The organism is Peribacillus sp. 05N428 (assembly GCF_056397085.1).
In genome coordinates this window covers 222,815-249,430 of the sequence record NZ_JBFTMS010000003.1, presented here as the reverse complement: position 1 = coordinate 249,430, position 26,616 = coordinate 222,815, and the positions used below count along the sequence as shown (strand labels likewise).

The following is a 26,616-nucleotide window of genomic DNA, read 5'->3' as shown; positions in this document are numbered from 1 at the left end:
ATGATGACCCTTTACTGTCAAGCAAAAACTTATTTAAGGATCCCTACATTCCACTTCTGTTCATTGTACAGTCACCATCCATAGCTTGTCCAGCTGTTCTGCAAAACGGAGCCTTCTTCCGCTGCTCCGTTAAAAGGGGGTGCTTGATTAAGCTTCTTTTCTTTCCTCGGATATTTTTTTCTTTTCCTCCTCGATAAGGACTCTTCTCAGGATCTTTCCTATCGTCGTTTTAGGAAGTTCATCCCTGAATTCATAGCTTCGCGGTACCTTATACGAAGCCAGGTTCTTTCTGGCAAATTCATTCAATTCCTCTTCAGTGACCTTGGCATTTTTTTTCAGGACGACAAAGGCCTTGACGGTCTCTCCTCGATAAGGGTCAGGGATGCCTGCCACAACTACTTCCTGTATGGCCTCATGCTCGTATAGCACCTCTTCCACCTCACGTGGATATATATTGAAACCGCCGGCAATGATTGTATCCTTTTTCCTCTCGACGACATAAAAGAACCCCTGCTCATCCATATAACCCAGATCGCCAGTAAGCAGCCAGCCATTTTTAAAGGTTTTTTCCGTTTCATCCGGACGGTTCCAATAACCTTTCATTACCTGTGGTCCTTTTATGGCAATCTCGCCTATTTCATTCGGAGGAAGCTCTTCATAGGACTCCAGGGACAGGATCGCCGAGTCAGTGTCCGGCCACGGCAGTCCAACGCTTCCTTTTACACGCGGCTGATCCCAAATGAAATTTGCATGTGTCACAGGTGAGGTTTCAGAAAGTCCATAGCCTTCAACAAGCTTCCCGCCGGTAATTTTCTCAAACTGCTCTTGAACCTCTAAGGGCAATGATGCAGAACCGCTAATACAGGCATTGATGGAAGAAAGATCATATTTAGCGATATCCGGATGGTTCAAGAGGCCGATATACATCGTTGGCGCTCCTGGAAACATGGTCGGTTTCTGTTTTTGGATGGTTTTAAGCGTCGCTTCGACATCAAACTTTGGCATGATGATCATGGTGTTCCCTTCCATGACCGAAAGAACCAAGACCGTAGTCATACCGTACACATGGAAGAAAGGCAGAATCGCAAGGATCCTTTCCTCACCGCGCTTATTTTTATAAAGCCATGCATTACACATTTTCGTATTTGCCAGCAAGTTCTTATGGGTAAGCATGACTCCTTTGGGAAAGCCTGTAGTCCCACCTGTATATTGTAAAAGGGCAAGATCATTATCCACATCGATCGGCACAGTGACTTCTTCAGTGATCTTTCTTTTCATGATTTCGGAAAATAAATGATGATTCCCTTCATGCTCCACATTGATGACAATGCCGTATTGCTTTTTTTGAATAAAAGGATAGATAAGATTTTTCGGGAATGGCAAATATTCCTTGATAGCGGTTACAATTATATGTTCAATATCCGTTCTTGATGCCACTGCAGAAACACGGGGAAATAAAATATCCATCGCCAAAATCATTTTCGCTCCGGAATCTTTCATTTGATATTCTAATTCACGTTCAGTATAGGTTGGGTTCGTTTGAACCACGACTCCTCCGGCCATCAATATCCCAAAAAAGCTTATGACACCTTGAGGGCAGTTAGGAAGCATGACAGCAACGCGTTCACCTTTTTGAAGCCCGATACTTTTTAAATAGGCTGCAAACTTTAAAGCAGATTCATGCACTTCCCGGAAAGTTAATTCTTTTCCCTGGAAATGAATCGATACTTTATCAGGGAATTCTTCGGCTGATTCCTTCAAAAAAGAATAAAGAGGTTTATCTTCATACGACAAAACAGCGGGTATTTGTTCCGGATAAATAGCTTGCCATGGCTTATTGCTCATTTGCCCCCTCCTTCTGAATATTCTCAATACTCTTAATCATTATAATACAATCGGGATTTTCTTACAATTGCCGAATTTCAGAGTATAAAGACCTTACGATGAGAAGCAGGATAGTAAATATATCCTATACCAACCACAGGGAATATTGGATGAAACATATAAAAGGGAAACAAAACTCATTTCAGAATGTAGACAACCCTTTTACCCTCATTTTTTCTTTTAAAAAAGTTCCAGCTGATTTCAGAAATCCGCTCCCTTTCCGCCGACTGTCTGCCAAGCCTCATCAAAGCAAGCGCCTTTGGGGTCTCGGCTTGCCATTTATTCGGCAGGAGTGTCGCACATTTCTTCCATCCTTTAAGGAATACTGTAAAAAACTATGAAGGATAATCTAGTTTACTTTTAAAATTTTGGTTCGGGCGAGAGCAATTCGGAACTCCTTTTGCCGGAAAATTGATGGAACCGCAAGACTGTAGACGAGTTAGAGAAGAAGAGCCAGTTTCCCTACAATATTTCTATTTAAAAAAGTTCCATTTGATTTCAGAAATCCGTTCCCTTTCCGCCGACTGTCTGCCAAGCCTCCTCGACGCAAGCGTCTGCGGTGTCTCGTCTAGCCAGTTATCCGGAAGGAGTGTCGCAAATTTCTTCAATCGATTGAGGATTATAGTTAAAAAAACATGAAGGATAAACTAGTCTTAAACATGGTTTAGAAGAGCCTGGCCTGCAGTTTTTTCTTTTAAAACACAAAGTTGATTGGAACGTAAGGTACGAGACTCCTGCGGGAAAAGCGTGTCTAGGGGAGACCCCGCAGGCGCAAAGCCGAGGAGGCTCCCCGACCGCCCGCGGAAAGCGAGTGCCTGGAGTGGAAATCAACGTTCCCATTTTACAAAACCAGAAAAAAACTGTCGGCAAACAATTATTATCTAGTTTTGAACAAAAGGGTTCTATCTAAATAAAACAAAGTTGATTGGAACGGAAGGTATGAGACTCCTGCGGGAAAAGCGTGTCTAGGGGAGACCCCGCAGTCGCAAGCCGAGGAGGCTCCCCGACCGCCCGCGGAAAGCGAGTGCCTGGAGTGGAAATCAACGCTCAAATTTTACACCCCCTCAAGTAAAGGGTTTTCAAATTTTCTTTAAGTCACAGATCGGGGTGAGAGCATTCCGATCCTCTTTTGTCGTCTACTGAAAAGAGGCGTTCTACTTCTTGGTTTTAATTCTATACCAATACTTATATTTTTCTTCAAACCCCAATTTTCCGTACAAGCTTAAAGCAGTTGCGTTCGTTTCTATCACCTGAAGATAAGCATTTTTTGCTCCATTTTCTTTACCCCAATGCAATAGATTACGAATGAGAATTGCACCATTGCCTTGGTTTCGAAAGTTTTCATGGGTAATGATATTGTACAGGCCTATGTATTCGTCTTCCAAAACACCCAGTCCACTTGCTGTCACGGTTCCGCCTTCATCAGTCAACAACATAAAGCATGTTTTTGGAATGATATTCCCTAACATCTTTTTCAGGATGGTTTGATCATGATCATCAATATTACTTAGCAGGCAGAAATCGTGAAACCATTCATCATGTAAATGATCATACTTTATGACATTGGTTTCATTCGGTGACTCTGTATCTGCCAAATTCAATACCTGGACACTTGTTGTTCCTTCAAGGGCATACCCAGACTCTTCCAGTACACGATCCAAGTTGATAGGGTTTGCCTGTGGAGTCACTTTGTACATGGCCTTATCATTCCTTGCAAAATATAATTGTTCACAATTCGAAATTTTCTTTTTCACATTTTCATTCGATGTATAGATGGGGCTGATGGAATTCGCCCGTTTCGTATATCCATCCGCAAATCGGATAACCCATCCATCATAGATTTGCGTTTGCATGGCGGGTAAAGCATTCAGCGATAATTCTTCAATCTTCTGTATCCATTTGGACTGATCCATATTCCTCCTCCTCTCCAAAAGTCTATTTGACCATTATTATTATACATGCCGCCCCATTTTTTTTAATAGAACAAATAAAAGAAGCGGCACAATGGCCGCTTCAGTTGAACAATGTCATATAAATGATTCCAAACAGAAAAAAGATACCGCAACAAACTATTAAGACTTTTGCAAGTTTCTCCACAGCTTACTCCCTCTCATGAAGGGCATTAAGAAATTCCGGCTCCGATGACAAAAGATAATGCGATTGATATGATCATCGATAGGAATCCAACTGCCCGATTATCTTTTTGTATTTCTTCATCTATTTTAAATCCAGGAGTCATAAATTCAAAAATGAAATAACCGATCAACAGCAGGACAAAACCGTAGACGCCCCAGCCAATCATGGTAAGAAGCGAATTCTGATGGAGAATGGACTGTTGGAATACATAGGCGATCCCAAAAATTTTACCACCTGTTGCCAACGCGACAGAAAGGTTTCCCTGTTTGATTTCCTCCCAGTTCTTGTACTTTGTGACAAGTTCAAAAATGGCTAAAAAAACAATCATGCACAGAATAACGACACTGTAACGAGCAGCTATATATACATATTCATTTTCCCACATGTTCTCCATGGTCCAACTCCCGAATGGTAACTAGCCACCCGGCTTGGCTGAATTGCCGGAATGACCGCTTTCCTTTATTTAAATTCCACCACCGTAACACCTGTTCCGCCTTCACCGGCTTCGCCGAAGCGAATCCTTTTGACAGAGCGGTGATTTTTCAAGTATTCCTGGACCCCGGACCGAAGAGCACCCGTCCCTTTACCATGAATGATGGAGACACTCGAATAACCGGCCAAAAGAGCATCATCAACGTATTTTTCCACTCTTGATATGGCATTTTCAAAGCGTTCTCCACGAAGGTCAAGTTCGACGCTAACGTGATAATCGCGGCCTTTGATCGTGGTAAGCGGCTTTGTTTCTTTTACTTTTGTGCTCTTGATGAATTCCAGGTCAGACTCCTTCACCTTCATTTTCATGATGCCGATCTGAACCTGCCATTCATTATTTGAGACCTTCTCAATCAAGTGACCTTTTTGACCAAAGCTTACGACCTTTACTTCATCTCCAGGTTTCAAGCTTTTATCCAGCGGCTTCGCCGCTTTATTTGTTGTTTTCTTCACTTTAGGCGCTGCTTCTTCAAGCCGTTTTTTGGCATCGATCAGTTCATGCTCTTTAACATCGGCATGCTTTTCAAGTCGCAGTTTACGTAAGTCGGCAATGATCGCTTCCGCTTCCCTTTGTGCATTTTCAACGATTGCCGCTGCCTCTTTTGCTGCCTTTTCAACCATCGCATCCCGTTCTTGATGGTACTCATCAATTTGCTTTTGAAGGTCTTTATGAAGAATTTCCGCCTGTTTCAGGTGATTCTTGGCTTCCAGTTCCTCTTCTTCAGCCTTCTTGCGGCTGTCTTCAAGGGACGCTATCATATTTTCAACTTTATTCGTATCCTCACCAATATGGCTGCGGGCGTTGCTGATCACGTTTTCTTCCAAACCAAGGCGATTGGAAATTTCAAACGCATTACTCCGCCCTGGTACACCGATTAAAAGTTTATAGGTGGGACTCAAGGTTTCCACATTAAATTCGACGCTTGCATTAATGACGCCTTCCCGATCATATCCATACGCTTTTAATTCCGGGTAATGTGTCGTTGCAATCACACGCGCTCCGCGCTTATACACTTCATCCAAAATGGAAATGGCCAAAGCTGCACCTTCCTGTGGGTCAGTTCCCGCTCCAAGCTCATCGAATAAAACAAGACTGTCATAATCGACATGCTTAAGGATATCGACAATATTGACCATATGCGAAGAGAATGTACTTAAGCTTTGTTCAATCGACTGTTCATCGCCAATATCGGCATAAACAGAGGAAAACACAGCCGTTTCGGAACCATCCAGCGCAGGGATCTGCAGACCGGACTGGGCCATTAACGTACAGAGGCCAATCGTTTTCAGGGTTACCGTCTTACCACCTGTATTCGGACCGGTGATGACGATTGTCGTAAATTCATCACCAAGAAAAATATCATTGGCCACGACGACATCATTCGGAATGAGCGGGTGTTTCGCTTTGAATAATTTTACGCGCCCCTCATTATTCAGAATCGGCTTGGACCCTTTTATCGCTTTTGCATATTTTGCCTTGGCGACAAGGAAATCGATTTGTGCCAGCACTTTGACATTATGAAGCAATTCAGGGGTGAACGCACCGACTTTTTCCGATAGTTCGACCAATATCCGTTCTATTTCCTGCGTTTCCTTCACTCGGGTTTCCTGCAGGACATTATTCAGCTGAACGATTGCTTGCGGTTCAATGAACAGCGTCTGCCCTGATGATGATTGATCATGAATGATCCCGCCATACACACTCCGGTATTCCTGTTTTACCGGGATGACGAATCGGTCATTCCGGATGGTGATGATGGCATCGGATAACATGGTTGATGCATTGGAAGAACGGATCATACTTTCCAGTTTTTCCCTTACACGACTTTCGTTCGTCCGAATTTGGTTTCTTAGGGTACGAAGCTTGTCGCTGGCCGAATCCATCACTTCGCCATGTTCGCTTACTGCATACGTAATTTCCTGCTGCAAATCAATCAATGGATGAAGGGAATCGATATATTCGGCTAAAAGCGGAACATCAATTTCCTGCTCTGCGATTTCTTCGAAGAAACGGCTTAAGATCCTGCCGGCACGAATCGTACTCGCAAGTTCCATCAGTTCCATCGGTGAGAGCATACCGCCAATCTGTGCCCTTTTTGCATGTGGACGGATATCGAAAATTCCGCCCAATGGCAAGTTACCTTTCAACCTTACGATTTTGGCAGCCTCATCTGTTTCTTCCTGCCATCTCGACACTTCTTCAAAATCCGTGGAAGGCATCAATTGCTCTGCCTTTTCTTTTCCAATGGATGAGGATGCGTGTGAGATTAATTGTTCTTTTATTTTATGAAATTCCAATGTCTTTAAAGCTTTATTATGCATGGAGTTAAAGCTCCTCCTTATTTATGGGCAAATAGTTAATCATTTCTCTTTAAAAACGCCAATAAGCCATCCGTATCCCTTGCATTAAGAACCGTGGATTCTTTAATCCAGCCCTTTTTGGCTGATGAGACCCCCACAGGCATATGTTCAAGCATGTCGATGCTATGGGCATCCGTATTGATCACGATCGGAACGCCTGCTTCCTGAGCCTTGCGCAGATGCGGAGGTGCCAAATCCAACCGGTTCGGATTCGCATTCAATTCCAAGGCCGTATTCGTTTCACGGGCCAGTTCGATCAGCATTTCTATATCCACATCATATCCGGTGCGTCGGCCGATGATCCTTCCCGTTGGATGGGCGATGATATCGACATGCGGATTATTCAGAGCCGTTTTTAAGCGCTCCATGATCGTTTCCCGAGGCTGTGAAAAGCTTGAGTGAATCGATGCGATCACCAAATCCATCTCTGCAAGCAGCTCATCGTCATAATCAAGTGTCCCATCAGGAAGTATATCCATCTCTATCCCGGAAAGAACGGTAAAGTCAGTGTATTTTTCATTAAGTTCATGGATGATCCGTTTTTGTTCACGTAAACGTTCAGCGGTCAAGCCGTTCGCCACTTTCAGATATTGCGAATGATCGGTGATGGCCATATATCGATACCCTTTTGCACGGCATGCTTCAATCATTTCTTCAATCGTATGAGCTCCATCACTCCATGTGGTATGCATATGCAGATCACCTTTAATGGCCTCTAAAGATATGAGAGGTTCATTAGCATCATAATGCTCCACTTCCGTTCCGTCTTCACGTATTTCTGGCGGAATGAAAGGAAGGCCAAAATGATTATAAAATTGTTCTTCCGTTTCAAACGTCAATACATCACCGGTTTCAGTCACTTCCACCCCATATTCGCTGATTTTCTCTCCGCGATCTTTAGCAAGCTGGCGCATCCGCACATTGTGATCCTTCGAACCTGTAAAATGATGAAGTGTCGTGATGAATTCCTTATCCTTGACGATTCGGAAATCGACAGAAATGTCATATTCATAATCAAGCACGACCGATACTTTTGTATCACCGGCCGCAATCACCTGTTTTATCCCTTTTATTGCAAGCAGTTGATTCTTAACCTCTTCGGGATGATCTGTCGAAATGATGAAATCGAGGTCCTTGATCGTTTCCCTCATACGCCGGATGCTGCCCGCCCTGGAAGAACGGATGATGTAATCCATGTTAGCAAGGGCCGTTTCAATATCAGCCGCAATCGGCCTCATGAAGGCTAGGGGCAGCCGATCGGGCCTTGAACCAGCCTCGGCAATTGCAGACAGGATCTTCTCTTCCGTTTTTTTGCCGAAACCGGCAAGCGCCGCGACCCTGCCTTCCTCACAGGCGATTTTAAGATCATTCACGTCTTTGACATGCAGCTCTTTATGAAGCTTGGCAATTTTCTTACCGCCCAAACCTTGAAGCTGCAGAAGCGGAATCAATCCTTTTGGCACCTGCTCCTGAAGCTCTTCAAGTACAGTCGATTTCCCTTCATTTATATACTCTTCGATTACGGATGCCGTTCCTTTCCCGATTCCATTCAAAGCGGTAAAATCTTCGATCTCCGTCAGGCTCCGGTCATCCGTTTCCAAGGCGCCCGCTGCCTTTCGGAAAGCTGAAACCTTAAACGGGTTCTCTCCTTTTAGTTCCATATATATTGCAATTTTTTCTAATAGTTTAATGATATCTTTTTTATTAATTGTCACTTAATTCACCGCCGAAAAAATTAGTAGGGTGTCCCATGTTCACTTTCTTAAAGATACCTTTCTTGGAGGTAAAGTACAAGCAGTCAGATTCTTAACCTTCGAATCAAATAGAAGGAAGCTACATGCCGCTACATAAAAAGGGGCCTCCCCCGTGTTCAAAGTATAGGAATCCAGGACTTTGAGAAAGGGAGGCAGGCCCTCTTATACTGACATTAAGATTGTTTTACATCATGAAACCAAAGTTCCTTCACTTGCTCGGAAAGGAACGGTGTATGTTTCACGATCGATTCTGCCAGAAATGAGCCAGTTAATGGTTTCTGGATGGAATTCATTGGCAGCATGGCAGCTATATATAATATAATAAACATGATAAGATAGACTTCGAGAAAACCCAATATCCCTCCGCCCCAGCGATTCAGCTGCTTTAATATCGGTAGATGGGTAATGAAATTAAGCATGGATCCTATCATTTGCCAAAGAATTTTGGCAGCAAAGAAAATGATTGCAAAGGCAATTGCATTGTAATACGCCGTATCAAGCCCGACTGTATCGAAAAACATATTAAGGGTCGAGGAATCACCCATCGTTGGGAACGGAATCCATAATTTCAAATTGGGAGCTAGATCTCCGTAAAATACATAGGCGACGATGAAGGCTACAATGAACCCAGTCATATGAACCGTTTGTAAAATGAAGCCACGCTTTAAACCGATTAATAAACCGATTAAAAGAATGGCCAGAATTGCTAAATCAAGCATGTACTCAGTCCTTCTCTCTCTTTAATTCCAGTTGAAGCTGGTCTAGTTCATCTTTTAATTTAATATATTCATGGATGGTATTCACGGCCGTTAGCACCGCTAGCTTGCTTGTATCCAAGTATGGATTTTTCATCCTGATCTCTCTCATTTTTTCGTCAACCATCGAAGCGACCAGGCGCATATGACTTGCGCTTTCTGTGCCGACGATTGTATATGGCTGTCCGTATATATCAACTGTTGTTTTATTTCGTTTATCGTCTGACAAAATGATGCCCCCAATCTAAACAATCCTAATTCTATCATATCATGAAGTTTTTCGTCACGAAAGAGAGTACATCGTCATTTCTTGCATAAAAATTTCAATAATTTGTCAAACGATATCGAATTTAGGAAGAAGATTACCTATTAAACAAAATGAAGTTAGGAGCTAACCCATTATGTCCCATGTTGTTTTACTTATCAGTCCTGAACAAATAAAGGCGATGAAGTCCCATTATTCTTCATCCTTGGCCGCCAAGCAGCCGCCGGGGAGCATCTTTTCCGCCAAACCGCCGCTATGTACGGTGACGGCCTATAAATCCGGGAAGGTCCTTTTTCAAGGTAAGAATGCCGAAATAGAAGCGGTAAAATGGCAAAAAGGTACCACTGCTGCGGCTCCAAAGAAAAAAACGGCATCCTCTGCATCGGTCAACGTCCATCGATATTCGCCGCCTGTAAATATCGGAACCATGTCAGTGATTGGTTCAGACGAGGTCGGAACAGGAGACTATTTCGGCCCGATGACCGTCGTAGCCGTATATGCCAAGAAGGAGCAACTCGCTCTATTAAAGGAGCTTGGTGTCCAGGATTCCAAAAATCTGAAAGACCCACAGATCATCGACATTGCCAAACAGATTAAGGATGTAGTGCCCTTCAGCCTGCTCACATGCGACAACCCGAAATATAATGCGCTGCAGGCAAAGGGAATGTCACAAGGAAAAATGAAGGCACTCCTCCATAACCAAGCAATCAAGCACCTCATGCAAAAAATCCAGCCAGAACAAGCGGAAGCCGTCCTTATTGATCAATTCGCTCAGCCAGAGGTGTTTTTCAATTACCTAAAAGGCCAAGAACTATTCCAAGCTAATGCCACCTATCTATGCACAAAAGCGGAAGGCATTCACCTTGGAGTGGCAGCCGCATCCATCCTGGCCCGATATGCATTCGTCAAACGCTTTGACTTGCTGAGTGAAAAAGCTGGATTCAAAATCCCTAAAGGTGCCGGATTTGCAGTCGATGAAGCGGCCGCAAGATTAATTCACGAAAAAGGAATCGATTCATTACACGAATTCACGAAAACCCATTTTGCCAACACAGAAAAAGCGAAGCGACTCTATCAACAGAAATATCATAAATAGAAGAAAGCGGCTGATCTTCCTGAACAGCCGCCTTTTTCTCGTGAGTTTGTGCGGTTTACTCGTGAGTTTGCGCCATTTACTCGTGAATTTGCGCGGTTTACTCGTGAGTTTGCGCGGTTTACTCGTGAATTCACTATTTACTCGTGAGTTGGCTCTATTTACTCGTGAATCTGTGCGTTTTACTCGTGAATTCACTATTTACTCGTGAGTTTGCTCTATTTACTCGTGAGTTTGCGCGGTTTACTCGTGAGTTTGCGCCTTTTACTCGTGAGTTTGCGCGGTTTACTCGTGAATTCACTATTTACTCGTGAGTTTGCTCTATTTACTCGTGAATCTGTGCGTTTTACTCGTCGCCTTTTACTCGTAAAATAAAAAAAGACAGCTCCCCATGATTCAGGGAGCTGTCTTTTTGGTTTTATCCTCTTAGCTCTGCGCCGGCTTTTTCTTTAACGGCTTCAAGCACTTTATCATGTGCTTTTGTAATGTCCTCGTCCGTCAGTGTACGTTCCGGGTCGTAGTATTTCAGTGAGTAGGCAATGGATTTCTTGCCTTCCTCCATTCTTTCACCTTCGTATAAGTCGAAGATGCTTACTTCTTTCAGCAGTTTGCCGCCGGCTTCTTCAATAATATCCTGAATGTCCCCGGCTTTCGTAGCTTGATCCACAACGAGCGCGATATCGCGTGTGGTTGATGGATAGCGCGGAATCGTTTGGTATGCTATCGGCGCGACTTCTGCTTCGGCCAATGCTTTTAAGGAAAGTTCGAAAATGTATGTTTCTTTAATATCCAAGTCTTTTTGGACAGTTGGGTGCACTTGACCGATAAAGCCAATTACTTCACCATTCAATAGTACTTCCGCTGTCCGTCCTGGATGCATGTCGTTGATTTCCGCTTGGCGGTAACTGATTTGATCAGCTAATCCAAGTGTGTCGAATAATGCTTCGATCACGCCTTTGGCTACAAAGAAATCCACTGGTTTCTTTTCACCCTGCCATAGATGTGACTCCCATAGGCCGGTGATTGCTCCAGCAACATGTTCTTTTTCTTCAGGCAGTTCTTGTTCGTCACGCTTAAAGAATACCGAACCGATTTCATACAGTGCCAGTGAATCAATTTGGCGGGCATTGTTATATTTCACGACTTCCAGCAATTGAGGCACGATGCTTAAACGCAGCTGGCTTCTTTCTTCACTTATTGGCATTGCCAATCGAATGGATTCTCTTGCTTCCAATGCGAATTGGGACGCTTTTTCCTGGCTTGTCAGTGAATAGGTCACTGCTTGATAAAGGCCTGCGCCTTCAAGTGTACGGCGTGCCTTCCGCCGTTTAATTTGATAGTCTGTCAATTGTCCTGGGTTAGCAGAACCGATCGGCAGTGTAACGGGGATGTTATCATATCCATATAAACGTGCAGCCTCTTCGACTAAATCGGCTTCAATCGTAATATCACCACGGCGCGTCGGGACAGTGATCGTGAATGTTTCATTGTCAAGTTCCACGCCGAATTGCAGACGTTTGAAGATTGACTCCACAACTGATACGTTCATGCTTGTTCCAAGGAGTGTGTTGATTTTTTCAAGCGTGATGCTAATGACTGCAGGTTCCATTGACAATTCGTCAACTTCTGCTGCTCCTTGTAAGACTGTTCCGCCTGCATATTGTGCAATCAATTGTGCAGCACGTTCCCCTGCTTCACGAACACGTGCCGGGTCGACGCCTTTTTCAAAGCGGGCACTGGCTTCACTGCGTAATCCATGGTCCTTTGAAGCTTTGCGAACTACTGTACCTGCAAAATATGCACTTTCAATAATGATGTTCGTCGTATCATTTTTGACTTCGGAATCCGCTCCGCCCATCACACCAGCAATCGCAACAGGCTCACTGCCATTCGTGATCACTAAATGGTCAGGTGTCAAAGTGCGTTCCGCTTCATCCAATGTTACGATTTTTTCAGCATCCTTCGCTCTGCGGATGACGATTTCCTTTGAACCAAAGCGGTCATAATCAAAGGCATGGAGCGGTTGGCCGTATTCAAGTAAAATGTAGTTCGTGATATCCACCACATTATTATGAGGTCGGATACCTGCAGACATCAACCTAGTCTGCATCCAAAGCGGTGAGGGTCCGATCTTAACATCCTTGATGATTTTAGCCATGTATATCGGGTTATCTTCTTTCGCTTCCACTTTGACACTGATATAATCAGTTGCTTTTTCAGCTGCCTCTTCTTTCTCGACTACCGGCCATTTCACTTCCCGGCCTAGAATGGCTCCCACTTCGTATGCAACACCCAGCATACTCAAAGCGTCGGAGCGGTTTGGAGTCAGCCCAAGTTCCAGCACTTCATCACTTAAACCAAGTTCCTCCAATGCATCTTTCCCTACTTCCACATCATTAGGGAAGACGAAGATTCCTGTAGCATAATCTTTGGAAACAAGCTTGGATTCGAAGCCCAATTCTTGAAGCGAGCAAATCATTCCGTGCGATTCTTCTCCGCGAAGTTTCGCTTTCTTGATTTTGAAATTACCTGGAAGGACTGCGCCAACTGTAGCGACTGCGACTTTTTGGCCCTTATCGACATTCGGTGCCCCGCAGATGATCTGAACGGGATTTTCTGCCCCGATATCAACTTGGCATTTATTCAATTTATCCGCATTTGGATGCTGTTCACGTTCTAAGACATGCCCGATGACGACCCCTTTTAGCCCTTCACTTTTCTTTTCCACCCCTTCAACCTCAATGCCGCTTTTCGTGATTTTGTCAGCTAGCTCCGTCGCATTGATGCCTGAAAGGTCAACATAATCTTGTAACCATTTATATGACACAAACATGGTAGGTCCTCCTTTTTAAAATAAAAATTTATGCTTCGTGATGGTTGAATTGTTTTAAGAATCGAACATCATTCGTATAGAAATGACGGATATCGTCCACACCGTACTTCAACATGGCAATCCGTTCCACGCCCATTCCAAATGCAAATCCAGAGTATTTCTTGGAATCGAAGCCAGCCATCTCAAGGACGTTCGGATGAACGATCCCAGCGCCAAGCACTTCGATCCAGCCTGTTTTTTTACATACGCTGCAGCCTTTACCGCTGCAGATTTTACAAGAAATATCCACTTCGACGGAGGGCTCAGTAAATGGGAAGAAACTCGGACGAAGACGGATTTCACGGTCTTGACCGAATACTTTTTTCGCAAATACGTCTAGCGTTCCTTTCAGGTCGCTCATGCTGATGTTCTCATCGATGACCAAGCCTTCAATTTGCTGGAATTGATGGGAGTGTGTCGCATCATCGTTATCCCGGCGATATACTTTTCCTGGGCAAATGATTTTAACAGGGCCTTGACCTTTATGTTTTTCCATCGTTCTGGCTTGAACAGGTGAAGTGTGCGTGCGCATCAGGATTTCATCCGTGATGTAGAAGGAGTCCTGCATATCACGTGCCGGATGGCTTTTTGGCAAGTTAAGTGCCTCGAAGTTGTAGTAGTCGCTCTCGACTTCAGGACCTTCCGCAACCGTATAACCCATCCCGATGAATAAGTCTTCGATTTCCTCCACGATTCGTGTTAATGGGTGAAGATTCCCCTTGTTTACCGGACGTCCTGGAAGTGTGACGTCAATCGTTTCAGTTGCTAGCTTTGCATTGACTGCCGCGGTTTCAAGCGCTTTTTGTTTCTCCTCGATCTTTGTTGCGATCGCTTCACGTACTTCATTGGCTAGTGCCCCGATTTTCGGGCGTTCTTCGGCAGATAATTTACCCATGCCGCGCAATACCTCAGTGATTGGCCCTTTTTTCCCTAAATAAGCAACACGGACTTCATTCAGTTCTTTTAATTCGGAAGCGGCGGCAACTTTTTGCAACGCTTCTTCCTGCAGTTCTAGTAAACGTTCCTGCATCATGTCTTCCTCCTTTATTTTCCTTTTGTAAAAATGAACACAAAAAAACCCCGATCCCTAAAGGGACGAGGTTTATGTATCGCGGTACCACCCTTATTAGTGCACAAACAAAAAAACTTCTGCACTCACTTCATTAAAAATAACGGCTCTTCACCGGAACATTTTTCGGACATTCTGTCTTCCCAATGCCAACTCGAAAGGTGAATTCACTTAAGCAGTGCCATAAAAATGCTTTCAGTCAAGGCATTTTCTCCCTGGATATGGTTAACTTAAAGCTACTACTCTTTGTCATCGTTGTTTTCATTATAAAATTCTGTTTTATTATATTATAATTCTTCGGCCGTTTCAAATCGATTTTCGTAAATGGTACATTAAAATCCCGGCAGCGATCCCCACATTCAAAGATTCACTTTTTCCGTAGATGGGAATATAGAGGTTTTTAGTCGTTTTCTCCAGTAATTCCTTCGATACTCCTTGGCCTTCATTACCGACCAGCAGGGCAAATCGGGAAGACTTTTCCACTTCTTCAAATGGCGATGCCCCTTCTAATGCCGTGCCATAAACCGGTGTGCCACTTTGCTTCAGCCCATCGATGATTTCGGATAGGTTCCCTTTAATGACAGGCATATGGAAGAGGCTCCCTTGCGTCGAACGGACCACTTTGGGATTATACAAGTCAGCACACCCTTCCCCAAGGATGACCGCATCGATTCCCGCTGCATCCGCTGTCCTGATCATCGTTCCAATATTCCCAGGATCTTGGACGGCATCGATCAACAATAATTTCTCCGGATTGATGGACTCCATGCTCGTTGATTTCTGTTCACAAACCGCAGCAATTCCCTGCGGGGCTTCGGTATCGCAAATCGCCTTCATAATATCATTTTTCACATAAATGAGTTCTGTGCCTTCCACCTTAAAATGGGCAGGCATTTCAGTTTCTTCATTGATGATCACTTCCAAGACGATTTCTTCCTTTAAAGCTTCTTCAACTAGGTGAAAACCCTCAACTAAATATTTACCTGTTTTATCTCGTTCTTTTTTCGTCAAAAGTTTTTTCCATTGCTTAACTTGCGGGTTTTTTACGGATTCGATATATTTCAAGGGTAAACGCTCCTTTAACTTCACACTGATTTTCCTATTATAACGCAATTCACATACATATTGCATGCGAGTTTGTGAAATGCTATTAATGTCAGTCATTATGTGTTAGAGGAGGAATAATTATGAATTTAAACTTACGTAATGCGATCATTCAAAATGTATCTGGAAATACGCAAGAGCAGCTGGAAGACACGATTGTCGATGCCATACAAAATGGCGAGGAAAAAATGCTTCCTGGATTGGGAGTATTATTCGAGGTCATCTGGCAAAATTCATCTGAGCAGGAAAAACAGGAAATGATCACTGCCCTCGAAGCAGGATTAAAAAAATAACAGCCTTCAAAGGCTGTTATTTTTTTAATCTCGCCTCGCCAGCCTTCAGTTCTTCGATGGAGACTTCTTCATCAAGCAGCAAGATGAATTTCTTTGCTTTCACTTCTTCAAGCATCGCTTTTGTCTCAGCAAAAGAGTAGCCGTATTTCGTGAAAAAGCTGCGTAAATCTCCAGATCCTTCATCTGTGAAGTAATGGAAGATTTTTAAAAAAAGAGTGTCCTCCTTATCCTGATTGGCGATGATCAGTATATCCGTATGTTCATTTCCAAGCTGCACATAATTTTTTATATCAGCTGCCACTGTCATTTGGGTGCCAGATACGCCTTTTGCTTTTAAGTTTGAAATTGCAGCAAGTAGTTCCGGATTAGAGTCAAAAACACCATATACGTTTTTTTCCATGTTTCTCCCCCTCCTTGTTACTCTACTTAAAATAAAATTCCTTTGTCATTATACCTTGCAGCTTTATCAATAAACAAGCAAATAGTCTATGGAGACGAACAAGGGAACCCTCAGCCTAAAGGGTTTTTATAAAAATAACAGCCTGTAGCAAACTCTGCAGTTTTATAAAAAAATGTTGCAGTTGATTTCAGAATCCGCTCCCTTTCCGCCAACTGTCTGCCAAGCCACATCAAAAAGCGGCTGCGGTGGCTCGGCTAGCCAGTAATTCGGCAGGAGTGCCGCACATTTATTCAATCCAATAACGAATACAGAAAAAACAAACAAAAACAGCCTTATGCAGGCTGTTCTTGTTGCGTATCACAGATTGTCGGTATTGATTCGATTTTTAATGTATTCATCTTGTAAGCCTTCCTCTTGCTGTCCGCTGGCTGTCGGGCCCGCGGTCCGATCCAGTGATCCTTGAGCGTCCAGGTTTTTGTCAGCATCGTCTGCAAACGGGTCGCTTGCCAGTGTTCCTTCATGAATCCCTGGTTTTTGCTTCTTGAATTTTTCTGTGGAATTCCCCCAGATTTCCCTTTCTTGAGCTCGCTTCATATCCAGCTCTTCATTTTCATAGATATTGGCGGAATTTCCGTGAAGCTCTTCGCTTCTTCCTGGCTGTGCTTCCATTTCCCTTGTTTGATAGGCATTCGCGGTTGTTTCYGGAAAAAGGTTCGGGTCCGGATTGTTCACCACCCCTGTTTTAAGCGGATTCTCTGCAGGTGCGTCCGTATCCTCGATGCGATTGGAAGTTATGTTCTCTCGTGCTGTTACGGTTTCCGATTCATCTAAAAGAATGAGGAATTTTCCGGCCTCCACTTCATTTATATAAGCGGTTGCTTCACTATCGGCAAGCCCTAACTCACCTAGACGGTTCCTTAAATCTTCAGAACCCTCGTTCAGGAAAAAGTGTTTCATTTTATCAATGAAGGATTCCTCGTTAGAGTTAGTAACGACTTCGACATCCGGATCATGCTTTTCATTAACGAAATCCAAATCTTCTTTCTTATCAGCCATTACCGTTATTTCCCCTTCATGAACCCCCTTTTCCTTGAGGGATTGTATAGCCTGGATCATTTCTCTTTCCGTATTAAAAACACCATATAATGTTTTTCCCATGCATCTTCCTCCTCCTTTTTCCGATATTTCTTCTTATGTGTATTTATACCCTGATGGGTGCCAATTAAACAAAAAGGTTTGCCTTCCCTAAGCTCGAACCTTTAATCAGCCTTTAAAAACCAAAAAGAAACCTGCAGTTTTTAAAACTGCAGGCCCTTTCCTTCACTCTTAGAAGCGGTCGGTTCTACGTTCAGTTGCCTTTTTCTCATTCACGATCGATTCATCTGTACTATCAAGCTGGATATCTTCCTTTTTAAGAGTATCCTGAACTTGTTCCGTTTCTTGTACAGCATGTTTCTTGATGACAATTTCATCGGTGACAACCGGTTTTTTCGAAACTTCCAGTTTTTCTTCAACAACCGGGATTCGTAATGTTTCCCCATCTTCAATGGTTCCGGTTTCCCGATTCGCTTCACGTCCTGAAACTGATCTATGCTCAACTGTCACTTCTTCGTGTTCAACAGGGACATTGATCGTTTTATGCTGTTCATTGACTTCTTTATTAATGACGACTTCTCCTGTCTGAACTCTTTCTTTGTCAATGTTCAGCTGTTCTTCCCGAAGTGTAAGTGTCCTTTCATCTTCTGGCAATTCACGGCCTTGTCCGTTGACTCCATAAACATCTTCTTTATTTAAAGCATCGGTTTTTTCCGTGCCATTATATAGTGGGTTGGTGGAGTTGGTATCAAGCCTTGTACCAGCAGTGTCCATTGTTCCGGTCGTGAATTTATCTCTTGCCGTTCCAAGATGGCCTTCACCTTCTTCAACCAGAACCAGGACTTTTCCATTTTCTACATCAAAGACATGTTCAGCCGCATCACTATTCGAAAGACCTGCATTCGCCAATCTTGTTGAAAGGTCTGCCGTATCTTCCGGCATGAAGAAACGTGCCACCTTGTCCATAAACGATTCGTCGTTAGGAACATTCGTCATTGTGTGAACATCCGTTTCACGTTGATGGTTCGTGAAATCCAATGTTTCTTCCTTATCTGCGACGACCGTAATATCGTCCCCTTCAAAGCCCTTTGCCTTTAGTGCATTAATTGCTTGGATCACTTCTGCATTTGATTCATATACTCCATACACTGTTTTATTCATTTTACATTCCTCCTTAGGTTTTGTTGTTTCGTTTAGTGGATGCTATATATAAACAATACCCGCCATGTTCCTAAGTAAACGAGGAATCCATATTTCATTTTTGTTATATCATTTACAATTCGTTCTCAGCACAGAACGCATTTTTAATTGAAATCCAAGCTTTACAAGGGTTTCCCCCTTTATAAAAATGTAATGTTTAACCAAATCCTGCCATTTCATTTTTTCATAAACTGCTTGTGATCTTTTTTCTTCTATTATAAAGCCACAGCCTTTATTAGCAGGTCCGCAATATGCACCGCTTTTGTGCATTCCCCCAAGTTTTCCCTCTCGATCCCTAATTGCATTTGCATCAGGCAGCCAGGGTTTGCCGTGACAACAATATCTGCCTGTGTCGATTTAGTGTGCTCCATTTTAGAGTCGAGAATGTTCATGGACATCTCTGATTCAACAATATTATATATCCCAGCTGAGCCGCAGCAGCGATCGGCATCCTTCATTTCCCTGAAATCGATTCCTTCTATTGATTGAAGGAGAATTCGCGGAGCCGAGGAGGTGTTCATCACATTCCGTAAGTGACAGGAATCCTGGAAAGTTACGGATTGAGCTGGCAGTTTCAGGCGAACTTTTTCCTGAAAACGCAAATCAACAAGGATCTGGCTGATATCTTTCAACTTATTTTTAAATGAGATTGCACGGTCGTGCCATTCCGGTTCATCTTGGAGGAGATGATCATAATCTATGAGAAAAGCGCCGCAGCCGCCGGCATTCGTAATGATATAATCAACTTCCTCCGTTTCAAAGGCTTCAATATTACGCTTGGCCAGTTGCTTTGCACCTGCTTTTTCACCACTGTGACCATGCAGCGCCCCGCAACAGGCCTGGGATTTCGGAATCACGATTTCACATCCGGCCAGCTGAAGAAGCTTTAGTGTGGCCTTGTTCGTTTCCAAAAACATCGTATCCATCAAGCAGCCGGAAAAGAAAGCCACCTTTTTGAGGGGGGTTCCGATAGAAGGCAGTTCGGTTGGCCGATTTTTCATTTCTGATTTTTTCGGGACTTTCGGCAGCACTTTTTCCATGGCTGCCAAATTATCCGGAAGCATGTTGAGGACTCCCGTTTTACGGGCCATGTATTGAAGGCCTGATTTCTGATAGAAGCCAAGCAAACTTGTCATGGTCTGCATTCGCTCCTGGTGCGGGAATAGTCCACTAAAAACGGCCTTGCGGATCGTTTTTACAGGGAAGCTGTGTTTTTTATTCTGATGGATGATATCCCTTGCTTCTTCAAGAAGATGGCCGTATTTCACACCTGAAGGGCACACAGGTTCACAAGCCCTGCAGCCGAGGCAAAGACTCAACGACCGTTCTACATCCCTATCTGGCTCAATCACGCCATCGGCCACCGCTTTCATAAGTGCAATCCGGCCCCTTGGTGAATGGGATTCCTTCAGCCCCGATTCTATGTATGTCGGGCAATGGGGTAAGCAAAAGCCGCAGCGCATACAATTCAACAATTCATCTTCATTCATTTTTTCCGCGAATTGAATGGCAATGGTTTCCCTTTCCTGAACTGTCGTCATGTAGAAACCACCACCCTTTTCCTGGTTTCCTTGGCAAATACTTTGCCGGGATTCATGATGTTATTGGGATCGAAAGCCTGTTTAATCGCCCTCATGGCATCAATCCCTTCTTTCTTCAGCTTCCATTCAAGATACGGGGCCTTCATCGCTCCTACACCATGTTCACCGGTTATCGTCCCGCCAAGGTCGATAGCCGCTGCAAAAATGTCGGCAAAAGCGAGCTCCACCCTCTCCATTTCCTCATGATCACGAGCGTCGGTAATGCATGTCGGATGGAGGTTCCCATCCCCAGCATGACCGAACGTGCAAATGTCCACGTTATGCTTGTCAGCGATCTCATTAATCGCTCTAACCATTTTGGCAATTTCCGAGCGAGGAACGGTAGCATCTTCCAAAATGGTCGTCGGCTTGAGGCGTGCCAATGCGGAAAGTGCTGTCCGTCTTGCCGTTTTCAAGGCGACAGCGTCAGATTCAGTTTCGGCAATTTCCACGGAAACCGCCTTTTCCTCTAGACAGATATCGGCCATTCTTTTCATATCACGTTCCACCACTTCAGGCGGTCCATCCTGTTCAATCAGCAGGACGGCTTCCACATTGGTAGGTAAACCGATTTTCGCAAAGTCCTCAACCACGATCAACGTCGGCCGATCCAGAAATTCCAATGTCACAGGAATGATCTTATTTGAAATGATCTTGGCCACTGACTGGGCTGCAGCATCCAGATCTTGATATAAGGCAAGCATCGTCTTAGTCGTTTCCGGCATTGGAATCAGCTTTAAGGTCGCTTCCGTAACGATGCCCAAGGTCCCTTCCGATCCGACAAAAAGTTTCGTTAAATCATATCCGGCTACATCTTTGGCAAGCTTGCCCCCTGTTCGAATGATGTCCCCATTTGGAAGGACCACTTCAAGCCCGATGACATAATCACGGGTGACTCCATACTTTAAGCCTCGCAGTCCACCAGAATTCTCATTAATATTGCCGCCAATCGTGGAGATTTTCATCGAACTTGGATCCGGCGGATAAAACAATCCCTTCTCTTCAACTGCTGAAATCAAGTCCAAAGTGATGAGCCCAGGCTGTACGGTCGCCGTTAAGTTCTCCTCATCTATTTCAAGTAATGAATTCATTCGATTGAATAAAAGGACAAGCCCCCCCTCTGTCGGGCATGTGCCTCCGCTTAAATTCGTCCCAGACCCGCGTGGAACGATCGGAACATTGTATTCGTTGCAAACTTTGACGATGGCTGCGACTTCAGCTGTGCTGCCCGGTTTGATGACTGCATCCGGCATCGCTTGAAACCCAGGCGTTGCATCATATGAATAGACTAGACATTCCACATTCGAGTCATCGTAATTCTCCTGACCGACGATGGTAAGAAGTAGCTGCTTAACCTGCTTTGTTAACATGTACATCCCCCTCATATAAACATAGGAAATTCTAGATTTTTTATATGATGTAAGTATAAGAAAAAAAACACTCGGCCTTCTATGTATGAACATATAAAGTTTTGAGCTTTACATAGAATTAATTTGTATGTTTATCCAATACACTTACTGCTAAATACATCGTGACTAAATCGGCTAGCTTCCTAGGATTCAGCCGGGTCAAATCCTCTATGCGCTTGAGCCTGTAATGGAGGGTATTGATATGGATATGCAGGGCTCTAGCCGTCTCTTTTAAAGATAGATCACATGCAAAATACATGGTAAGGGTTTTAAGCAGCTCCTCATTAGGAAGCAACTCCTGAATCGTCCGGGATAAATATTCCTGTCTTGTTTCAGCGGTAACTTCATCAAGCAGGACCTCAAGTTTCAAGTCCTCGTCAAATATGATACCTGATGAAGAAGAAGCGATTTTCAAGGAACGTTCCGCTTTAAAAAACGCTGGCCTGAAAGTGGATCCTGATGCACGCGAACTAACTCCTGCACACACTTTATAACCCGAACTCTCTTCCAGCTTTTTTTGCAGTTTACTTAGTTTCATATATTGCTGGTTTTTTGAACCGATGAAATCGACCATTGAAAGAATGACGAATCGGTTCCTTCCCCAACGTACTGCGATGTCATTGGGATGCTGCTGTCTTATGAATATCTGAAGCGTTCTCCATACATGAGGTTCAATGATTTCCTCCGTCTTGAATTCACCAAGGGTGATGATCCGGTCCGCATGAACATCGACCCCAAGTAACTTGGCCTTCTGAAGGAAGTGCTCATTGAACGTCTGCAGCTGATGCCATTCAAACACAAAGAATTCCATCAGACGTGATTGGGATTCTGCTTGTTCAATATGATAGCTTTCCTGAATGAACATCTCCGTCATCTTTTTTAATAGTTCCGCATAAGGGGAAACATGTTTGGGGTCACCTGTAATTCCAATGACACAAACGGCTTCCTGATTAAAGAAAATAGGCAGGTTTATCCCTGCCTTCACTCCTTTCCAATTTCGTTCATCCTGTTTATTGATGATCAATTTCTCACGATTGTTGAAAGCGTGGATGGCCCCTTCATGAAAAGATCCAATACGGCTGCCATCGGTGCTGGCGATAATCATGCCAGCATGATCAATAATGATGATCTCCTCATCAATCAGTTTTCGAACCTCATGCACCAATTTTCCTGCAACAGCTGCCAATTGCATGATATGTCCTCCTTTTTTGAATGGACTTGAAAATATTTCGAGGCTCCCCGATGAAAAGGGAGCCTCATTCTACTTATGGAATCATCCAGGAAAGGACGCCATTTTGCAAGAAGGTAATCACACAAACAAGCAGCAATAAAAATAAGCTATGTTTAAGCGTGAATCTCAATAATTCCGATTCCCTGCCCGCCAATCCTACGGCAGCACAAGCTATCGCTATCGATTGGGGGGAAATCATCTTTCCGGTGACCCCTCCGGAAGAGTTCGCCGCCAGTGCCAGGACCGGTTCCATCCCCACTTTAAGCGCAGTCACTTTCTGCAGACTGCCAAATAAGAGGTTGGCTGATGTATCCGATCCGGTAATGAACACACCCAGCCAGCCGAGAACAGGTGCGAAGAACGGAAATAAATCACCCGATTTTGCCAGGGTCATCCCTAATGTTGTCGACATGCCTGAAGCATTCGTCACATAAGCAAAAGCGACCACGGTAGAAATCATCAAGATTGGTTTGGCCAACTCTTTCATCGCTTCAACAAAGGTGCCATAAAAGTCCTTTGCAGACATGTGTGCGATGAACTTCGTTACGATGGCAGCCAGTAAAATGGCCGTCCCGGCTGCTCCGAGCAGTTCTATTTTATAGAAAGCCGCAATCGGCAATCCATTACTTCCGATTATCTCATTATGCAGACCTGGCACTTCGATTTGGAAGGTTAATAGTTTCCCGATTTCATTGATTCCGCCAAGCAGCACATTGTTGCCTTCATAATGTCCGGATAGTGCCGGCTTTATTGGGTTCATTCCCCATATTGTGATGAAAAGCGTTAACAGAAGGAATGGTGACCAAGCATGGAATATCTGCCATTTCGTGTATTTTGTTTCCGTTTCGGCTGTATATAATGGTTCGACAGCAGCTGCCGTTTCCTCTGATGCAAAGCGAAAGATCGTTTTAGGTTTCCAGAATTTAAGGAAAATCGCCAATGCAAACAGTGACACTAACGCGGATAGGATGTCGGGTAATTCGGGCCCAAGAAAATTCGAACTTAAGTATTGTGTGATGGCAAAGGAAATTCCGGAAACCAAAATTGCCGGCAAGACCTCAAGCGACCTCTTCCACCCAGTCATGATTAAAATGAGATAAAGCGGAATGAAAGCCGAAAGGAATGGCAATTGGCGGCCGACCATTTTGGAAATCTCCATGGCGGCTATGCCAGTAGGGCCTTCCATGGCGATGATCGGTATTCCAACCGCCCCGAATGCTACCGGAGCGGTATTCGCGATCAAGCAAATCCCGGCTGCATATAGCGGGTTAAAGCCGAGACCGACTAAAAGTGCGGCTGAAATGGCGACCGGTGCTCCAAATCCCGCAGCACCTTCTAAAAAGGCCCCGAAAGAAAATGCCACCAATAATGCCTGGAGGCGCCGGTCTTCCGTAAGCGAAAGCACAGAAGAACGAATGATATTGAATTGTCCGCTTTTAACAGTCATCTTGTACAAAAATACGGAAGTGATGATTATCCATCCGATTGGGAGCAGCCCATATACGCCTCCTTGTGAAGCGGACATCACTGCTTTTCCTGCAGGCATCCCATATATCAATACAGCCACTGCAAGAGCTACAAGCAACGTGGTTATACCTGCCATGTAACCTTTCATGCGTTTGATGGTAAGCGCCCAGAAAAAGTAAAGAATTGGAATGAGTGCGGCAAGAGATGATAAAACTAAATTATCGGTAATCGGCGTAAAGTTTTGTGTCCATGTCATTCATTTCGACTCCTTTTTCAATAAATTTTTTAAAAAATTCAGAAATTAAACGCTAATTGAAACCCCTTACATATTCAAATATTCAAAGTCATCAGATGACTTGATGAGTACTCATTTAAATTAAATGATTGAAAATATAAAATCAAGATTTTTTTTATTTTTTGTTGATTTTTTAACGCTTCTGGAAGTGTCAAAGATCATTTGTGTTATATAATATTAACTAGAGAAACTCATAGAAAATAGAGGTGCTACTACTTGGTATATAAAAAAATAAAGCCGAAAAAAATTTATGAAGAAGTCAGCGATGAACTTTATGAAATGATTCGGTCAGGCAGCCTGAAACCAGGTGAACAATTGGATTCCATTCAGCAGCTTGCGGAAAATTTCCAAGTCGGGCGCCCGGCCATCCGCGAAGCATTAAGTGCATTGAGTTCAATGGGTCTTATTGAAATAAAACAAGGTGAAGGAACATTCGTCAAAACCTTCGACCCTGCCATCATGAACCACCCATTGTCTACCGCCCTTTTGATGGATCAAGACAATATCAAGCATTTACTGGAAGTTCGGAAAATCCTTGAGTCCGGTACGGCAGAAGTGGCAGCGAAGAAGAGAACGGAAGAAAACCTTATCGAACTCAAGGACATGCTTTTTAATATGGACAAGGTCTCGGATGATGAAGAGCTAAGTGATAAAGCGGATATCTCCTTCCATGTTGCCGTGGCAAACGCATCACAAAATGAGCTGCTGATTACATTGATGAACCATGTTTCAGAATTAATGACGGAAAAGATGCGTGATATCCGCCGGGTTGCGCTTTATTCCGAAGAGATGACACTCAAGCAGCTTTACCAGCAGCATGTCAGGATATATGATGCAATCGTGGCACAGGATGAAGACGGAGCCCGCAGTGCCATGCTGTTTCATCTTCAAAGCGTCGAGGAATCGCTGGACCGGGTCATCCAAAAAAATCAGCAAAAGAATCATTGACATTCCTTTAAATTTCAAAAATACCCTATACAAAAAAGGATTAAATTGATATATTATTTTGAAAACGATTACTTCATTTAAAAAATCTTGGAAATTGGTATCTTCACTTAGCCATTTCCTTTTTCCATTTCCTAGTCATCAGATGACCTGTTAACCTATTTTGAGTAAGGAGGAGTTCAGATTGAAAGTTACTCTCTTTGCAACATGTTTAGTGGATTTGTTTCAATCCAATGTCGGCAAAGCGACAGTGGAGCTACTCGAGAGATTAGGCTGTGAGATCGATTTCCCGGAGTCCCAGATATGCTGCGGACAGCCGGCATATAATAGCGGGTATACGAAGGAATCGAAGGAAGCCATGAAAAAGATGATTAAAACGTTCGCGGATGCTGAATACATCGTAACCCCTTCCGGTTCCTGTGCAGCGATGTTCAAGGAATATCCGGTTCTTTTCAAAGGCGATGCCGTATGGGAAAGGAAAGCGGCATCATTAGCTGCTAAAACATATGAATTGTCCCAATTCATCGTGGATGTCTTAAAAGTGACCGACGTCGGGGCGACCCTCAAGGGAAAGGCCACTTATCATACTTCATGCCATATGACACGGCTGCTTAAGGTGAAGGAAGCCCCTGCCATTTTATTAAGCCATGTCAGGGGGCTGGAAATGACACCACTTCCGGATGCCCAAAACTGCTGCGGATTCGGGGGGACCTTTTCGGTTAAGATGGGTGACATTTCCGGGCAAATGGTCGAGGAGAAGGTATGCAATATTGAAGCTACCGGTGCCGACTTTTTAATCGGCGGGGATGCAGGATGTTTGATGAATATCGGCGGACGGATCCAAAGGAAGGGGCAACCGGTGAAAGTCCTTCACATTGCGGAAGTCCTGAATAGCATTTAAAGAAAGCGAGGAGGG

The 26,616-nt window shown here is 43.8% G+C and carries 22 protein-coding genes and 1 other annotated feature; of the genes, 4 read left to right on the top strand and 18 right to left on the bottom strand.

The features are described 5' to 3' along the window. Window positions 1-147 precede the first annotated feature (147 nt). The 7 genes from AC1DIV_RS04500 to zapA all read right to left on the bottom strand — a co-directional run bounded on the left by AC1DIV_RS04500 (window position 148) and on the right by zapA (window position 9,611). Window positions 148-1,845 carry a long-chain-fatty-acid--CoA ligase gene (locus AC1DIV_RS04500; protein ID WP_477575852.1) on the bottom strand — a complete coding sequence of 566 codons (1,698 nt, stop codon included), beginning with the start codon at window positions 1,843-1,845 and terminating at the stop codon, window positions 148-150. 1,193 nt (window positions 1,846-3,038) lie between these two features. Further along, complete coding sequence (locus tag AC1DIV_RS04495) at window positions 3,039-3,797, bottom strand: GNAT family N-acetyltransferase (RefSeq protein ID WP_477575850.1); 759 nt, start codon at window positions 3,795-3,797, stop codon at window positions 3,039-3,041. Between the two features lie 209 nt (window positions 3,798-4,006). After that, window positions 4,007-4,414, bottom strand: coding sequence for a DUF350 domain-containing protein (locus tag AC1DIV_RS04490; protein ID WP_034309012.1), 408 nt, complete (start codon window positions 4,412-4,414; stop codon window positions 4,007-4,009). Between the two features lie 65 nt (window positions 4,415-4,479). After that, window positions 4,480-6,834 (bottom strand): endonuclease MutS2, encoded by a 2,355-nt coding sequence (locus tag AC1DIV_RS04485; RefSeq protein ID WP_477575848.1) that lies wholly within the window; start codon window positions 6,832-6,834, stop codon window positions 4,480-4,482. A 35-nt stretch (window positions 6,835-6,869) separates the two neighbouring features. Continuing rightward, window positions 6,870-8,588: a DNA polymerase/3'-5' exonuclease PolX gene (polX, locus tag AC1DIV_RS04480; protein WP_063590478.1), complete on the bottom strand. Its 1,719-nt coding sequence runs from the start codon at window positions 8,586-8,588 to the stop codon at window positions 6,870-6,872. A gap of 212 nt (window positions 8,589-8,800) precedes the next feature. Beyond that, window positions 8,801-9,346 (bottom strand): CvpA family protein, encoded by a 546-nt coding sequence (locus AC1DIV_RS04475; protein WP_477575846.1) that lies wholly within the window; start codon window positions 9,344-9,346, stop codon window positions 8,801-8,803. Window positions 9,347-9,350: 4 nt separating this feature from the next. Further along, on the bottom strand, window positions 9,351-9,611 hold the full coding sequence (gene zapA / locus AC1DIV_RS04470; RefSeq protein ID WP_048678967.1) for a cell division protein ZapA: 261 nt from the start codon (window positions 9,609-9,611) through the stop codon (window positions 9,351-9,353). Window positions 9,612-9,783: 172 nt separating this feature from the next. Between zapA and rnhC the strand changes: the two genes are divergently transcribed. Beyond that, window positions 9,784-10,743 carry a ribonuclease HIII gene (gene rnhC / locus AC1DIV_RS04465; protein ID WP_477575845.1) on the top strand — a complete coding sequence of 320 codons (960 nt, stop codon included), beginning with the start codon at window positions 9,784-9,786 and terminating at the stop codon, window positions 10,741-10,743. A 415-nt stretch (window positions 10,744-11,158) separates the two neighbouring features. Here rnhC and pheT read toward each other — a convergent pair whose 3' ends face one another. From pheT to AC1DIV_RS04450, 3 genes are all read right to left on the bottom strand, one after another. Beyond that, window positions 11,159-13,573 (bottom strand): phenylalanine--tRNA ligase subunit beta, encoded by a 2,415-nt coding sequence (gene pheT, locus AC1DIV_RS04460; protein WP_323596501.1) that lies wholly within the window; start codon window positions 13,571-13,573, stop codon window positions 11,159-11,161. A gap of 28 nt (window positions 13,574-13,601) precedes the next feature. Further along, the gene (gene pheS / locus AC1DIV_RS04455; protein ID WP_053535889.1) at window positions 13,602-14,642 is read right to left on the bottom strand and encodes a phenylalanine--tRNA ligase subunit alpha; all 1,041 of its coding nucleotides are present in this window, start codon (window positions 14,640-14,642) and stop codon (window positions 13,602-13,604) included. A gap of 58 nt (window positions 14,643-14,700) precedes the next feature. Further along, window positions 14,701-14,943: a binding site (T-box leader), on the bottom strand. 44 nt (window positions 14,944-14,987) lie between these two features. Beyond that, entirely contained in the window at window positions 14,988-15,746 is a 759-nt protein-coding gene (locus AC1DIV_RS04450; protein ID WP_063594361.1) for a TrmH family RNA methyltransferase, read from the bottom strand. Between the two features lie 122 nt (window positions 15,747-15,868). Here AC1DIV_RS04450 and sspI point away from each other — a divergent pair, with 122 nt between their 5' ends. Next, on the top strand, window positions 15,869-16,078 hold the full coding sequence (gene sspI / locus AC1DIV_RS04445) for a small acid-soluble spore protein SspI (protein ID WP_034309032.1): 210 nt from the start codon (window positions 15,869-15,871) through the stop codon (window positions 16,076-16,078). Between the two features lie 16 nt (window positions 16,079-16,094). Here sspI and AC1DIV_RS04440 read toward each other — a convergent pair whose 3' ends face one another. From AC1DIV_RS04440 to AC1DIV_RS04405, 8 genes are all read right to left on the bottom strand, one after another. Beyond that, window positions 16,095-16,478: a hypothetical protein gene (locus AC1DIV_RS04440; RefSeq protein ID WP_477575843.1), complete on the bottom strand. Its 384-nt coding sequence runs from the start codon at window positions 16,476-16,478 to the stop codon at window positions 16,095-16,097. 162 nt (window positions 16,479-16,640) lie between these two features. Continuing rightward, the gene (locus AC1DIV_RS04435) at window positions 16,641-16,802 is read right to left on the bottom strand and encodes a hypothetical protein (RefSeq protein WP_340877162.1); all 162 of its coding nucleotides are present in this window, start codon (window positions 16,800-16,802) and stop codon (window positions 16,641-16,643) included. A 33-nt stretch (window positions 16,803-16,835) separates the two neighbouring features. Then, window positions 16,836-17,636: a YflT domain-containing protein gene (locus AC1DIV_RS04430; protein WP_477575841.1), complete on the bottom strand. Its 801-nt coding sequence runs from the start codon at window positions 17,634-17,636 to the stop codon at window positions 16,836-16,838. A 168-nt stretch (window positions 17,637-17,804) separates the two neighbouring features. Further along, window positions 17,805-18,734, bottom strand: coding sequence for a YsnF/AvaK domain-containing protein (locus AC1DIV_RS04425; RefSeq protein WP_053535893.1), 930 nt, complete (start codon window positions 18,732-18,734; stop codon window positions 17,805-17,807). 254 nt (window positions 18,735-18,988) lie between these two features. Then, entirely contained in the window at window positions 18,989-20,314 is a 1,326-nt protein-coding gene (locus AC1DIV_RS04420) for a (Fe-S)-binding protein (protein ID WP_477575839.1), read from the bottom strand. Then, window positions 20,311-21,723, bottom strand: a complete 1,413-nt coding sequence (glcD, locus tag AC1DIV_RS04415) for a glycolate oxidase subunit GlcD (protein ID WP_477575837.1) — start codon at window positions 21,721-21,723, stop codon at window positions 20,311-20,313. Before glcD ends, AC1DIV_RS04420 begins: the two co-directional genes overlap by 4 nt. A 118-nt stretch (window positions 21,724-21,841) precedes the next feature. Further along, on the bottom strand, window positions 21,842-22,954 hold the full coding sequence (locus AC1DIV_RS04410; RefSeq protein ID WP_477575836.1) for a PucR family transcriptional regulator: 1,113 nt from the start codon (window positions 22,952-22,954) through the stop codon (window positions 21,842-21,844). A gap of 73 nt (window positions 22,955-23,027) precedes the next feature. Further along, window positions 23,028-24,716, bottom strand: coding sequence for an L-lactate permease (locus AC1DIV_RS04405; protein ID WP_072273361.1), 1,689 nt, complete (start codon window positions 24,714-24,716; stop codon window positions 23,028-23,030). Window positions 24,717-24,971: 255 nt separating this feature from the next. On the opposite strand from AC1DIV_RS04405, the gene AC1DIV_RS04400 reads away from it, so the two are divergent. Together AC1DIV_RS04400 and AC1DIV_RS04395 are read left to right on the top strand one after the other, a co-directional pair. Continuing rightward, window positions 24,972-25,703, top strand: a complete 732-nt coding sequence (locus AC1DIV_RS04400; RefSeq protein ID WP_477575834.1) for a FadR/GntR family transcriptional regulator — start codon at window positions 24,972-24,974, stop codon at window positions 25,701-25,703. 181 nt (window positions 25,704-25,884) lie between these two features. Next, window positions 25,885-26,601, top strand: a complete 717-nt coding sequence (locus tag AC1DIV_RS04395; protein ID WP_053535898.1) for a (Fe-S)-binding protein — start codon at window positions 25,885-25,887, stop codon at window positions 26,599-26,601. Window positions 26,602-26,616: the final 15 nt, after the last annotated feature.

What these genes read in the sequence shown, in the direction of transcription:
- AC1DIV_RS04500 (WP_477575852.1), bottom strand. Translation starts at nt 1,845, where the DNA reads ATGAGCAATAAGCCATGGCAAGCTATTTATCCGGAACAAATACCCGCT.
- AC1DIV_RS04495 (WP_477575850.1), bottom strand. Translation starts at nt 3,797, where the DNA reads ATGGATCAGTCCAAATGGATACAGAAGATTGAAGAATTATCGCTGAAT.
- AC1DIV_RS04490 (WP_034309012.1), bottom strand. Translation starts at nt 4,414, where the DNA reads ATGGAGAACATGTGGGAAAATGAATATGTATATATAGCTGCTCGTTAC.
- AC1DIV_RS04485 (WP_477575848.1), bottom strand. Translation starts at nt 6,834, where the DNA reads ATGCATAATAAAGCTTTAAAGACATTGGAATTTCATAAAATAAAAGAA.
- AC1DIV_RS04475 (WP_477575846.1), bottom strand. Translation starts at nt 9,346, where the DNA reads ATGCTTGATTTAGCAATTCTGGCCATTCTTTTAATCGGTTTATTAATC.
- rnhC (WP_477575845.1), top strand. Translation starts at nt 9,784, where the DNA reads ATGTCCCATGTTGTTTTACTTATCAGTCCTGAACAAATAAAGGCGATG.
- pheT (WP_323596501.1), bottom strand. Translation starts at nt 13,573, where the DNA reads ATGTTTGTGTCATATAAATGGTTACAAGATTATGTTGACCTTTCAGGC.
- pheS (WP_053535889.1), bottom strand. Translation starts at nt 14,642, where the DNA reads ATGCAGGAACGTTTACTAGAACTGCAGGAAGAAGCGTTGCAAAAAGTT.
- sspI (WP_034309032.1), top strand. Translation starts at nt 15,869, where the DNA reads ATGAATTTAAACTTACGTAATGCGATCATTCAAAATGTATCTGGAAAT.
- AC1DIV_RS04440 (WP_477575843.1), bottom strand. Translation starts at nt 16,478, where the DNA reads ATGGAAAAAAACGTATATGGTGTTTTTGACTCTAATCCGGAACTACTT.
- AC1DIV_RS04425 (WP_053535893.1), bottom strand. Translation starts at nt 18,734, where the DNA reads ATGAATAAAACAGTGTATGGAGTATATGAATCAAATGCAGAAGTGATC.
- AC1DIV_RS04420 (WP_477575839.1), bottom strand. Translation starts at nt 20,314, where the DNA reads ATGACGACAGTTCAGGAAAGGGAAACCATTGCCATTCAATTCGCGGAA.
- glcD (WP_477575837.1), bottom strand. Translation starts at nt 21,723, where the DNA reads ATGTTAACAAAGCAGGTTAAGCAGCTACTTCTTACCATCGTCGGTCAG.
- AC1DIV_RS04410 (WP_477575836.1), bottom strand. Translation starts at nt 22,954, where the DNA reads ATGCAATTGGCAGCTGTTGCAGGAAAATTGGTGCATGAGGTTCGAAAA.
- AC1DIV_RS04405 (WP_072273361.1), bottom strand. Translation starts at nt 24,716, where the DNA reads ATGACATGGACACAAAACTTTACGCCGATTACCGATAATTTAGTTTTA.